Here is an 11,966-nt window from a genome sequence, read left to right as displayed (position 1 = left end):
CCCTGAGAGACTCCGGCCACCAGGTTAAGGTCGCAGGCGAGGCGCGAGGGCCGCCGAAGGAGGAAAGAGCAGGATGCTGCGACTGGGCAGGCGCGAGTTCGACACCCACGAGCCGGTGATCATGGCCATCGTGAACCGGACCCCGGACTCCTTCTACGACCAGGGCGCGACGTTCCACGACGAGCCCGCGCTGGACCGGGTCGAGCAGGCGGTGGCCGAGGGTGCCGCGATCATCGACATCGGCGGGGTCAAGGCGGGCCCCGGCGAACACGTCGACGCGGCCGAGGAGGCCCGCCGTACGGTCGGCTTCGTGGCCGAGGTGCGCCGCCGCCACCCGGACGTGGTGATCAGCGTGGACACCTGGCGGCACGAGGTGGGCGAAGCGGTGTGCGAGGCCGGCGCGGACGTCCTGAACGACGCGTGGGGCGGGGTCGACCCCAAGCTGGCCGAGGTCGCGGCCCGTTACGGCGCCGGGCTGGTCTGCACGCACGCGGGCGGGGTCGAGCCGCGGACCCGGCCGCACCGGACCGCGTACGAGGACGTGATGGCGGACGTCCTGCGGGTCACGGTGGGCCTGGCCGAGCGGGCCGTCGCGCTCGGGGTGCGCCGCGACGCCGTCATGATCGACCCGGGCCACGACTTCGGCAAGAACACCCGGCATTCGCTGGAGGCCACCCGGCGGCTCGGCGAGATGACGGCGACGGGCTGGCCGGTGCTGGTGTCGCTGTCCAACAAGGACTTCGTCGGCGAGACCCTCGACAAGCCGGTGAAGGAACGTCTGCTCGGCACGCTGGCCACGACGGCCGTGTCGGCCTGGCTCGGCGCGCAGGTCTACCGCGTGCACGAGGTCGCGGAGACCCGGCAGGTGCTCGACATGGTGGCCTCCATCCAGGGCCACCGGCCCCCGGCGGTCGCCCGCCGGGGACTCGCCTGACCGGACCGCCCGCGAAGGCGGCCCCGGCTCGGGCGGGCCGGCTAGTCGCCGGCCTCCCGGGCCGCCTCTTCGGTCGCGGCGCGGGCGGCGCGTTCGTTCGTGCCCTCGCCGACCTCCTTGCTGACCAGCGTCACGGCCTCCTCCACGTCGTCCGTCACGTGGAAGAGGCACAGGTCGTACTCGGACGCCTTGCCCTGGGCGACGACGGTGTTCTTGAGCCAGTCGATCAGGCCGCCCCAGTACTCCGTGCCGAACAGCACGATCGGGAAGCGGGTGATCTTCCGGGTCTGGACCAGGGTCAGGGCCTCGAACATCTCGTCCAGCGTGCCGAGGCCGCCGGGCAGCACCACGAAACCCTGGCTGTACTTCACGAACATCGTCTTGCGGACGAAGAAGTACCGGAAGTTCAGCCCGAGGTCGACATGCTGGTTCAGCCCCTGCTCGAAGGGCAGCTCGATGCCCAGCCCGACCGAGATCCCGTTGGCCTCCCGGGCGCCCTTGTTGGCCGCCTCCATCGCGCCCGGGCCGCCGCCCGTGATGACGGCGAAGCCGGCGTCGACCAGCGCGTGCCCGATCCGTACGCCCGCCTCGTACTCCGGCGAGCCCTCCGGGGTGCGGGCCGAACCGAACACGCTGATCGCCGGCGGCAGCTCCGCCAACGTGCCGAACCCCTCGATGAACTCCGACTGGATGCGCAGGACCCTCCACGGATCGGTGTGCACCCACTCGGAGGGTCCGGCGGAGTCCAGCAGCCGCTGGTCCGTCGTACTGCCCGCCTGCACCTGGCTCCGCCTGCGCAGCACCGGTCCGAGCTGCTGCTCCTCGGGCCGACGAGCGAAACCCTCGGAATTGCGGTGGTTGCCCATGATGTGCTCCCTCCTGCCGATCGTTGGATCAGGTTAGGCGCACAAAGGTGACGAGGAGCGGAATTCAGGAGGTCAGCCAGGCGCGGAGTCGCTCCTCGCAGTGCAGGATCGCCTTCGTCTCGACCCGCTCGTCGACCTTGTGCGCCAGCAGCGCGTCGCCCGGGCCGTAGTTGACCGCCGGGACACCCAGCGCGCTGAAGCGGGCCACGTCGGTCCAGCCGAACTTGGGCATGGCGCGCCCGCCGACCGCCTCCATGAAGGCCGCGGCGGCCGGGTGGGACAGGCCCGGCAGGGCGCCGCCGGAGAAGTCGTCGACCACGAACTCGGCGATGTCGCAGTCCGCGAAGACCTCCTTCACGTGCGCCAGCGCCTCGTCCTTGCTCCGGTCCGGGGCGTAGCGGAAGTTGACCGTCACCGTGCACGAGTCGGGGATGACGTTGTTGGCGACGCCGCCCTCGATGCGGACCGCGTTGAGGCCCTCGTGGTACTCCAGGCCGTCGATGACGGGCCTGCGGGCCTCGTACGCGGCGAGCCGCGCGAGGATCGGGGCGGCGCCGTGGATGGCGTTGGAGCCCATCCAGCTCCGCGCGGAGTGGGCGCGCTCGCCGGCCGTGCGGAGCAGCACGCGCAGGGTGCCCTGGCAGCCGCCCTCGACCTCGGCGTTCGACGGCTCCAGCAGGACCGCGAAGTCGCCCTTCAGCCAGTCGGGGTGGGCCTCGGCGACCTTGCCCAGGCCGTTGAGGTCGGCGGCGACCTCCTCCTGGTCGTAGAAGACGAAGGTGAGGTCCCGGTTGGGCGCGGGCACGGTCGCCGCGATCCGCAACTGCACGGCGACGCCGGACTTCATGTCCGTGGTGCCGCACCCCCACAGGACGTCGTTCTCGTCCAGGCGGGAGGGCACGTTGTCGGCGATCGGGACCGTGTCGAGGTGACCGGCGAGCACGACGCGCTCGGCGCGGCCGAGGTGCGTGCGGGCGACGACGTTGTTCCCGAAGCGGTCCACCGTCAGGTGCGGAAGGCCGCGCAGCGCGTGCTCCACGAGGTCGGCGAGGACCTTCTCGTCGCCGCTCACGGAAGGGATGTCGACGAGCCGGGCGGTCAGCTCGGCAGCGTCCAGGGTGAGGTCCAGCTCGGATTCGGACATGAGCCGACCCTAACGCCCGGGCGGTGGAGCGGGCCTGCCGGTCCGGCGGGTGGACGCGTCCGGCGAGCCGGTCACACAGCTCAAGTACGGTGGGCCGCGTGTCCCCCACCGATCACTCCAGCCCGCGCCGTCGCCGACCGTTGCTCAAGGTCGCCGGTCTGCTCGTTCTGCTCGCGCTCGGCGGTTACCTCGTCGTGCAGTACCAGTCCAACGGCGGGGCCGGCGCCCCGCACTGCACGGCAGGCGCGCCCGGGGGCCAGAGCGGCGGCGAGCCGTACCGGATGTCGCCGGAGCAGGCGGGGAACGCGGCGACGATAGCCGCCGTCGGCGTCGCCAAGGGCGTTCCCGACCGGGCGGTCACCATCGCGCTCGCCACCGCCATGCAGGAGTCGGGGCTGCGCAACCTCGACCACGGCGACCGGGACTCGCTCGGGCTGTTCCAGCAGCGTCCCTCGCAGGGGTGGGGCACGCCGCAGCAGATCCGCGACCCGGTGTATGCGGCGGGGATCTTCTACGACCGGCTGCTGGAGGTCCGGGGCTGGGCGCGGCTGCCGCTGACCGAGGCCGCGCAGGAGGTGCAGCTCAGCGGTTTCCCGCAGGCGTACGCCAAGCACGAGCCGAACGCGACCGTCCTGACTGCGGCCTTCGCGGGCGGCGGCTCGGTGACGTGCGCGGGGCCGGCGCCCACCGAGCCCGGCCGGCCTGACCAGGTGCGGGCGGAGCTGGTGCGGATCTTCGGCAAGCAGGTGCGGGTGGACACCCCCGCCGGCCCCTCGCCCGCCAAGGAGGGCGCCGCCGCCCCGGAGGCGGAGGTCACGGTAGGGCAGCCGCAGGGTCCCGCCGACGCGGCGTTCCGGCGCGCGCGGGTGGTGGCGTACTGGGCGGTGGCGCACTCCCACGACCTGGGCATCGCTCGGGTCTCGTACGCCTCCCGGGGCTGGACGGCGGGCGGGGCGGGCGGCGAGTGGCGGAGCGAGCGGGCCGCGTCCGCACGGTCCGGTGCGCCGGGGGACGCGACCGCGCAGGCGGACGAGGTACGGATCTTCGTGCACCGCTGACTTCGGCTGTGAACCGCCCCCCGACCCGGATATCGCTCGGGCGTGCGGGACGTCCCCCGCCCGGGGGTGACCGGCGCGGGGGCGTCCGGGGCGCGGAAGCGACGGAATGCCTGGTCGGCCCCCGTCCGGTGCGGTTGTCGCGGAACCCGATTAAACGATGCGTTACCGATCCTTTACCGATCGGGTCCGCAACTTACCCCGCCCCGGGAGCGGTTGTACCGGCGTACTCAGCCGCTACCGCTTAGGAGCATCATGTCCCTCCCCCTGACCCGTCGGATCGCCCGTACCGCGCTGCTCCTCGCAGCCGGGGCAGCTCCCGTGGTCGGTGCGGCCGGCGCGGCCAGCGCCGCGGGCCTGGAGTCCGTGCCGCAGCTGGGCGCGCTCACGTCCCCGGACGCAGCCGCCGCCACCGTGGGCGACACCGCCGCCACGGCCACGGACACCGCGGCGAAGGCCGCCCCCGCCCAGCTCACCGAGGCGGCCGGTCCGCTGCTGGCCGGTCTGCCGACCTCGGGTCTGCCGACCTCGGGCCTGCCCACGTCGGAGCTGCCCACCTCGGGCCTGCCGGCCGCGCCGCAGCTTCCGCTGAACGCCGGACCGCTGGGCGGTCTCGGCCACTGACCCGCCGCCGCGGGAAAGATCGAGGGCCCGGGAGTGCGCACTCCCGGGCCCTCGGGCTGTTCCGGACCGGCCCGGCCTGCCGGGTCGGTGGAGCCGTTTACGCGCCGAGCCGCTTGACCGCGGCCGCGACCCGCTCGTCGGTGGCGGTGAAGGCGACGCGGACGAAGTTCGCGCCCGCCTCGCCGTAGAAGTCGCCCGGCGCGACCAGGATGCCCAGCTCGGCGAGGTGGGCGACCGTCTGCCAGCAGGGCTCGTCACGGGTGGCCCACAGGTACAGGCTGGCCTCGCTGTGTTCGATGCGGAAGCCGTGCGCCTCCAGGGCCCCGCGCAGCGCCTCCCGGCGGGCGGCGTACCGCCCGCGCTGCTCCGCCACGTGCGCGTCGTCGCCCAGGGCGGCGACGACGGCGGCCTGCACCGGCGCCGGGGTCATCATGCCGCCGTGCTTGCGGATCTCCAGCAGCTCGCCGAGCACCTCCGGGTCGCCGGCGATGAACGCCGCCCGGTAGCCCGCCAGGTTGGACCGCTTGGACAGCGAGTGGACGGCGACGAGACCCTCGTAGGAACCGCCGCACACCTCGTCGTGCAGGACCGAGACCGGCTCCGCCTCCCAGCCCAGCTCCAGGTAGCACTCGTCGCTGAAGACGAGGATGCCGTGCTCCCGCGCCCACGCCACGATCCGGATCAGCTCCTCCTTGGGGAGCACCCGGCCGGTGGGGTTGGAGGGGGAATTGAGCCACAGCAGCTTGAGGCCCGCCGGGTCGAGCTCGGTCGGGTCGTCGTAGACCACCGGCTCGGCGCCGCACAGCCGGGCGCCGACCTCGTACGTGGGGTAGGCGAGCCGGGGGTAGGCGACCTTGTCGCCGGCGCCCAGACCCAGCTGCGTCGGCAGCCAGGCCACCAACTCCTTGGAGCCGACCACCGGCAGGACGTTGCGGTGCCCGACGGCGCTCGCGCCGAGGCGCCCGCGCAGCCAGCCCGTGATCGCGTCGCGCAGGGCGACCGTCCCCCACACCGTCGGGTAGCCCGGGGAGTCGGAGGCGGCGACGAGGGCGGCGCGGATCAGCTCCGGCACCGGGTCGACGGGCGTGCCGACCGACAGGTCGACGATGCCGTCGGCGTGGGCGGCCGCCGTCGCCTTGTACGGCTCCAGCTTGTCCCAGGGGAAGGCGGGAAGACGTGCGGATACTGCGGCCACGGTGCTCTCTGCTCTCTGCTCGCTCACTGCTCGCTCACTGGTCCTGCTCGCTACGGGTCCCGCTTCCGCCGGACCGCCCGCTACGGGTGCTCCGGCGGGCGGCGCCGCGGAAACGGCTCGGTCCCGCGCGGCACGGGGCCGTACGGGACCGAAGCACACTGCGGCGGGGCGACGGCCGTCAGTGGCCCTCGCCCATCGGCGGCAGGGCGGCGATAAAGGGGTGGTCCCGCTCGATCAGACCCAGCTTGGAGGCGCCACCGGGCGAACCGAGATCGTCGAAGAACTCGACGTTCGCCTTGTAGTAGTCCTTCCACTCCTCCGGGGTGTCGTCCTCGTAGAAGATGGCCTCGACCGGGCAGACCGGCTCACACGCACCACAGTCGACGCATTCGTCCGGGTGGATGTACAAGGACCGCTGGCCCTCGTAGATGCAGTCGACGGGGCACTCTTCGATGCATGCCTTGTCCTTGACGTCGACACAAGGCTCCGCGATGACGTAGGTCACGCTCTCGTTCCTCCTCGGTAGGGCTTTCCATATCGCGCGGGAGCGCGGCGTCGTCGATGCCCACGCCTAGTATCTCCGTTCCCGGGCACGATCCGAACAGGAGGGGCGGACAGAGCTGTGGAAATCACTGCCGGTGGACTGCTGGAGATCCGTATTACCCACGCTGACGTGGGTAAACGGGTTTCTGTGCGACGGGTGGAGGCGGACCCGAGCGGGCGCCCCTCGTTCACGGACACGGTCGGGGTTCTCACATCCTGGACCGAGGGTGTGCTCACGATCACACGCAAGGACGGGCTGTCCGTCCACATCGCGGAATCGACGCTGGTAGCAGGCAAGATCGTCCCTCCGGCGCCGGCCCGGCGCAAGGGGCCCACAGCGTCCTTCGAGGAGCTGGCGCGGGTCACCGCGCGGGCCTGGCAGCCGCTGGAGAGCGAGCCGCTGGGCGAGTGGACCTTGCGGGCGGCGGCGGGATTCACCCGGCGGGCCAACTCGGCGCTGCCGCTGGGCGACCCGGGGATACCCCTGGACGAAGCACTCGCGCGAGTGACCTCCTGGTACGCGCGACGCCGCCTTCCGGCGTACGTGCAGGCCGCGACCGGCGCGCTCGGCACCCAGGAACGGCTGTGCGCGGAGCTGGAACGGCGCGGCTGGGCGAACGAGGTCTCGGCGGAGGTCCGGATCGCGGCGCTGGCCCCGATCGGGGACGTGGCGGCCGCCGCGGCGTCCGAGGTCCGGCTGACCCGGGCGCCCGACGAGGAGTGGCTCGGGCGGTACGGCCGGGTCAAGGATGCCGAGGTGGCCCGGAAGGTGCTGGTCGCCGGGGGCTCGGTGTGGTTCGCGACGCTGCCCGGACGGGCGATCGGACGCATGGTGGTGGACGGCCGGTGGGCCGGGTTCGCGGCGGTCGAGGTCGATCCCGGCGAGCGGCGCCGGGGCCACGCGACGGCGGTGATGACGGCCCTGGCCCGGCGGGCCCTGGAAGAGGGCGCCTCGGCGGCGTGGCTCCAGGTGGAGACCGACAACCCGGGCGCCCGGGCCCTGTACGACGGGATGGGCTTCGCGACGCACCACGCCTACCACCACTTCCGGGCGGCGGTGTGAGCCCCGACCGGCGGGCGCGGTTCGCGGCGGAGGCCCGCTCCGAGCGGCCGGACCTGGCGCTGTTGTGCCTGCTGCTGGCGATGGAGGCGGATCCGGGGCTGGACGAGCCCGCCATGGACCGGGCGCAGATCGAGCTGGACCGGCTGGCGGGGATGCTGCCGTACGGACTGCGCGGCGGGGCGGCGTGGGCGTCGGCGGTGACGGAGCTGCTGGGCGGCCGGCTCGGCTTCCACGGGACTCCGGCCGACTACGACCGGCTCTCCTCCTCGCTGCTGCACGAGGTGCTCCGGCGCCGCCGGGGGCTGCCGATCCTGCTGTCCGTGGTCTGGCTGGAGGTGGCCCGGCGCGCGGGTGCGCCGGTGTACGGGCTGGGGCTGCCGGGGCACTTCGTGGTGGGCTTCGGGGACCCGGAGGAGGGGATCGTGGTGGACCCCTTCGCGGGGGGCGCCTCGCTCGGGGCGGGCCCGGCGGAACAGGCGACCGGGCCGCGCACGCCGGCCCGCACGCTGGACATCGTCCTGCGGATCCTGAACAACATCCGGGCGTGGGCCGCCACTCGGCCGGAGCAGTCGGGGGTGGCGCTGTGGGCGTTGGACCTGTCGCTGCTGCTGCCCTCGCACCCGGCGTCGCTGCGGTACGAGCGGGCGCGGGTGCTGGTGGAGCGGGGGGAGTTCGTGACGGGCGCGGCGGAGTTGGAGGCGTACGCGGAGGTGGTCGACGCGGTGGACACGGCGGCGGCGGCCCGCGTCCGCGCGGAAGCCCACTCGGCCCGAGCCCTGCTGAACTGACCCACCCGCCGGGCGGGGCCCGGGGCCGGAGGCCAGGGGAAGATTCGTCCGCGCCGCCGCCGCGCGAGCGCCCCCGGCTGCGCCGGGCCCCGGGGCCTAGAGCCAGCCCTTTTCGCGGGCCACGCGGACGGCTTCGGCGCGGTTGCGGGCGGCCAGTTTCTGGATGGCCGTCGAGAGGTAGTTGCGGACCGTGCCCTGGGACAAGTGCAGTCGGGCCGCGAGTTCGGCGTTGGTCGCACCGAACTCCGCGGCGCGCAGTACCTCGCGTTCCCGGTCGGTCAGCGGGTTCGCCCCCTCGGCGAGGGCGGCCGCCGCCAGCGTCGGGTCGATGACCCGCTCCCCCGTGAGGACCTTGCGCACCGCGTCCGCCAACTGCGCGGCCGGGGCGTCCTTCACGAGGAACGCCGACGCTCCCGCCTCCATCGCCCCGCGGAGGTAGCCGGGGCGGCCGAAGGTGGTCAGGATGACGATCCGCAGGTCCGGCAGGGCGTCCCGCAGCGCCGCGGCCGCCTCGATGCCCGTCATGCCCGGCATCTCGATGTCGAGCAGTGCCACGTTCACGTCGTGGGCGCGGGCCGCCGTCAGTACCTCGTCGCCCCGCGCCACCTGGGCCAGCACCTCGATGTCCGGTTCGAGGCCGAGCAGCGCGGCGAGGGCTTCCCGGACCATGGACTGGTCCTCGGCGAGGAGGATCCGGATGGGCCGTGGCGTCATGAGGTCGATCCTAGGGGGACCCGGGCCAGCAGCCGGAAGCCGGTCCTGCCCACCGGGCCCGCCTCCAGGGCGCCGCCCACCGCGTGAAGACGTTCCGTCAGACCGGTGAGTCCGTTGCCGTGGGGCGCCGCGCCACCCGCGCCGTCGTCGAAGACGACCAGCTCGACGACGTGCCCGGCCAGGGTCTGGCGGGTGGTCAGGGTGACCGTGCAGCGCTTGGCGCCGCTGTGCCGCACCGCGTTCGTCACGGCCTCGCGCAGCGACCAGGCCAGCGCCGACTCGATCTCCTGCGGAAGGTCCTCCGGGACGTCCGAGGGGAGGTCGGCGAGCACGCCCGCCGCGGTCAGGGCGGTGCGCGCGCCGGCCAGTTCGCCGGGCAGCGTCGGCCGCCGGTAGCCGCTCACCGCTTCCCGTACGTCGACCAGCGCCTGCCGGCTGACCTGTTCGATGTCCGCCACCTGCTGGGCGGCGAGCTCCGGGCGGTCCGGCAGCATCCGGCCCGCCAGTTCGCTCTTGAGCGTGATCAGCGACAGCGAGTGCCCGAGCAGGTCGTGCAGGTCGCGGGCCATCCGCAGGCGTTCCTCGTTGGCAGCGAGCTGCGCCACCGTCGCCCGGGCCTCGCGCAGTTCGATCGTCGTGCGGATCATCGCGCGGATGGCGACCATCGCGAAGCCGCCCATCACGGCCGGGATCAGCAGGCCCGCCAGGTAGCCGTCGCCGCCGGGCACCGCCATGGCGGTCGCCGTCAGCAGCGCGGTGGCGGCCGGTACCGTCCAACGGGAGATCTCCCCCGGCAGCGAGGCTCCGGAGGAGATGGAGACGTAGACGAACAGGACCAGCCATTCCCGGCCGAGGCTCAGGGAGAGGACGGTGGCCTGGATGGAGAGCGCCGCGATGGAGATCAGCAACCAGCGCACTTGGTCGTCCCGGGCGGTGCGGAACACCAGGACCAGGTACCAGACGACGAAGGCCGCGAGGCCGAGGCCGCCGAGCACCCGGGCCTGCGTACCGTGTCCGCCGCTGACCAGGTCGACCACGGGGGCGCTGAGGTAGAACAGCCACAGGCTGATCCACATCGACTTCACGATCTTGTGGCGTCGGGTGTCCGGCCGCACGCCGATCCTCGGGCCGCCGGGCACCCCCATCAGTCTGCCGTCAAGGGGCTTGGTCGGGCTGGTCACTTGCGTCGTCACGCCTTCAGAGAGTCCTTGCGGTACAGCCAGGCGGCGGCACCAGTGAACAGTACGAAGTAGACCGCGAGGATCGCCACGTCCTTCAGGTGGGGCGCGCCACCCAGTTCTATCGCCTGGCCGAGGCCCGCGTAGGCGTGGGTCGGCAGCCACTCGCAGATGTCGCGCAGCCACTGCGGGAAGGCGGCGGTGGGCATCCACAGGCCGCCGAGGATGGAGAGGCCGAAGTAGAACAGCATGGTGATGGGGCGGACGGTGTCCCCACTGGCCAGGTAGCCGAGGGCGACGCCGAGGGCGGCGAAGACGAGGCTGCCGGCCCAGATGGAGCCCGTCAGGGCGAGCCACTGCCAGGCGTCGAACCGGACGCCCTTGACCAGGGCGGCCACCGCGAAGACGACGAGGATCGCGGGCAGGGACAGCACACCGGCGCTGGCGGTCTTGGCCAGGACGTAGCCGCGGCCGGGCAGGGCGGTCAGGCGCAGCTGACGGACCCAGCCCGACTCCCGCTCCTTGGCTATTCGCTCGCTGTTGCCCATGAGGACGGCGGTCAGGGCGCCGAAGGAGGCCATGGCGACCATGTAGAAGGCCGGCATGGTCAGTTCGGTGCCCATGACCTTGGTCGTGCCGTTCAGGGTGCCGCCGAGCATGAGGAAGAGCGCGGCCGGATAGAGGACGGTGAAGAACAGGTACTTCTTGTTGCGCAGGGCGCGGGTGACTTCGAGCTTGACGAGCTTGAGCGTTCCGGTGTTCATGATGCGTTGGCCTCCTCGGCCTCGGTGAGGGCGATGAAAGCCTGTTCCAGGCCCAGCCCGGCGACTTCCAGGTTCCGGGGGTAGAGCCCCAGGGCGTAGACGGCGTGCACGGTCGCGTCGGCGTCGCGCGACTGGAGCTTCACGGTGTCCCCGTGCCGCTCGTATGCGGTGAGGTGCGGGAGGGCGCGCAGTGCCTGCTCGTCCACCTCCTCGTCCGTGAGGTCGAAGGCGATGCGGCGGGCCCCGGCCTTCGCCTTGATCTCGGCGGCGGTGCCGTCGGCGAGCAGCCGGCCCTTGCTCAGGACCAGGACCCGGTCGGCTATCGCGTCCGCCTCCTCCAGGTAGTGCGTGGCGAAGAGGACGGTCCGGCCGCGGGCGGCCTGCTCGCGCATCGTGGCCCAGAACGCCTGGCGGGAGGTGACGTCCATGCCGGTGGTGGGTTCGTCCAGCACGATCAGCTCGTTGTCCCCGGCGGTGGCGAGCGCGAAGCGGACGCGCTGTTCCTGGCCGCCGGAGAGCTTGTTGACGAGCCGGCCCGCGATGTCGGAGATCCCGGCGCGGCTGAGCACCTCGTCCACCGGGTACGGGCGGGGGTGCAGGGCGCAGGTGAGGGCGACTATCTCGCGTACGGTCACCTCCTCCATCAGCCCACCGGTCTGGAGCATGGCCCCGACCCGGCCGGCGGCTATCGCCTCGCGGGGCGTGGTCCCGAAGAGCCGGACGGATCCGGAGTCGGCGGGGCGCAGTCCGAGCAGCAGGTCGAGGGTGGAGGACTTCCCGGCGCCGTTGGGGCCGAGGAGTGCGACGGTCTCGCCCGGGTGGAGGTCGAGGGAGAGCCCGTCGACCGCACGGACGGCGCCGTAGCTCTTGGTCACGTTCTGGAAACTCACCACGGAACCGGTGCCGGCTCCGGAGCCCGTGGCGGCGGCTGTTTGCGTCGCGGTCGTCGTCTTCATGGCCCAAGGTTCGCCCGCCGGCGGGGGTCCGCGTCAGTGTCGCGCGTCGTGACTGCCGCATGACAGTTGTCATCCGGTGGAGGTGACGGCGTGCCGGAACGGGCCGGAGCCCCGGCCGACCTCCTCGTACGAGGAGGTCGGC

The 11,966-nt window shown here is 72.9% G+C and carries 13 protein-coding genes; 5 read left to right on the top strand and 8 right to left on the bottom strand.

Translation table 11 applies throughout. From position 1 onward, the window contains the following. Window positions 1-73 precede the first annotated feature (73 nt). Entirely contained in the window at window positions 74-934 is an 861-nt protein-coding gene (gene folP / locus ACFVXJ_RS27780) for a dihydropteroate synthase (protein ID WP_389665771.1), read from the top strand. 41 nt (window positions 935-975) lie between these two features. On the opposite strand, the gene ACFVXJ_RS27775 is transcribed toward folP, so the two are convergent. Continuing rightward, the gene (locus tag ACFVXJ_RS27775) at window positions 976-1,800 is read right to left on the bottom strand and encodes a TIGR00730 family Rossman fold protein (RefSeq protein WP_389665769.1); all 825 of its coding nucleotides are present in this window, start codon (window positions 1,798-1,800) and stop codon (window positions 976-978) included. Window positions 1,801-1,864: 64 nt separating this feature from the next. After that, complete coding sequence (gene dapE, locus ACFVXJ_RS27770) at window positions 1,865-2,944, bottom strand: succinyl-diaminopimelate desuccinylase (RefSeq protein WP_389665767.1); 1,080 nt, start codon at window positions 2,942-2,944, stop codon at window positions 1,865-1,867. Between the two features lie 98 nt (window positions 2,945-3,042). Between dapE and ACFVXJ_RS27765 the strand changes: the two genes are divergently transcribed. Further along, window positions 3,043-4,002, top strand: coding sequence for a hypothetical protein (locus tag ACFVXJ_RS27765; protein ID WP_389665765.1), 960 nt, complete (start codon window positions 3,043-3,045; stop codon window positions 4,000-4,002). A gap of 252 nt (window positions 4,003-4,254) precedes the next feature. Next, a complete protein-coding gene (locus ACFVXJ_RS27760) occupies window positions 4,255-4,623 on the top strand; it encodes an ATP-binding protein (protein ID WP_389665763.1) in 369 nt (122 codons plus the stop codon). 97 nt (window positions 4,624-4,720) lie between these two features. Here the strand turns inward: ACFVXJ_RS27760 and dapC are convergent, their stop codons facing one another. Both dapC and fdxA read right to left on the bottom strand, forming a co-directional pair. After that, on the bottom strand, window positions 4,721-5,818 hold the full coding sequence (gene dapC / locus ACFVXJ_RS27755; RefSeq protein WP_389665890.1) for a succinyldiaminopimelate transaminase: 1,098 nt from the start codon (window positions 5,816-5,818) through the stop codon (window positions 4,721-4,723). Window positions 5,819-5,996: 178 nt separating this feature from the next. Next, the gene (fdxA, locus tag ACFVXJ_RS27750; protein WP_356739959.1) at window positions 5,997-6,323 is read right to left on the bottom strand and encodes a ferredoxin; all 327 of its coding nucleotides are present in this window, start codon (window positions 6,321-6,323) and stop codon (window positions 5,997-5,999) included. Window positions 6,324-6,440: 117 nt separating this feature from the next. Here fdxA and ACFVXJ_RS27745 point away from each other — a divergent pair, with 117 nt between their 5' ends. After that, on the top strand, window positions 6,441-7,424 hold the full coding sequence (locus ACFVXJ_RS27745; RefSeq protein WP_389665761.1) for a GNAT family N-acetyltransferase: 984 nt from the start codon (window positions 6,441-6,443) through the stop codon (window positions 7,422-7,424). Beyond that, complete coding sequence (locus tag ACFVXJ_RS27740; RefSeq protein ID WP_389665759.1) at window positions 7,421-8,212, top strand: transglutaminase-like domain-containing protein; 792 nt, start codon at window positions 7,421-7,423, stop codon at window positions 8,210-8,212. The genes ACFVXJ_RS27745 and ACFVXJ_RS27740 overlap by 4 nt, the downstream gene beginning before the upstream one ends. A gap of 96 nt (window positions 8,213-8,308) precedes the next feature. On the opposite strand, the gene ACFVXJ_RS27735 is transcribed toward ACFVXJ_RS27740, so the two are convergent. The 4 genes from ACFVXJ_RS27735 to ACFVXJ_RS27720 are packed head-to-tail and all read right to left on the bottom strand — an operon-like array spanning window position 8,309 to window position 11,824. Further along, window positions 8,309-8,926, bottom strand: coding sequence for a response regulator transcription factor (locus tag ACFVXJ_RS27735; RefSeq protein ID WP_389665757.1), 618 nt, complete (start codon window positions 8,924-8,926; stop codon window positions 8,309-8,311). Continuing rightward, window positions 8,923-10,071: a sensor histidine kinase gene (locus ACFVXJ_RS27730; RefSeq protein ID WP_389665889.1), complete on the bottom strand. Its 1,149-nt coding sequence runs from the start codon at window positions 10,069-10,071 to the stop codon at window positions 8,923-8,925. The genes ACFVXJ_RS27735 and ACFVXJ_RS27730 overlap by 4 nt, the downstream gene beginning before the upstream one ends. A gap of 44 nt (window positions 10,072-10,115) precedes the next feature. Next, window positions 10,116-10,868: an ABC transporter permease gene (locus ACFVXJ_RS27725; protein WP_389665755.1), complete on the bottom strand. Its 753-nt coding sequence runs from the start codon at window positions 10,866-10,868 to the stop codon at window positions 10,116-10,118. Further along, on the bottom strand, window positions 10,865-11,824 hold the full coding sequence (locus ACFVXJ_RS27720; protein WP_389665753.1) for an ABC transporter ATP-binding protein: 960 nt from the start codon (window positions 11,822-11,824) through the stop codon (window positions 10,865-10,867). The genes ACFVXJ_RS27725 and ACFVXJ_RS27720 overlap by 4 nt, the downstream gene beginning before the upstream one ends. Window positions 11,825-11,966: the final 142 nt, after the last annotated feature.

It is taken from the genome of Streptomyces sp. NPDC058279, assembly GCF_042881255.1.
Taxonomy (GTDB): Bacteria; Actinomycetota; Actinomycetes; order Streptomycetales; family Streptomycetaceae; genus Streptomyces.
Note: the sequence above shows the minus strand (reverse complement) of the source record. Positions and strands in the feature narration are given on the sequence as shown.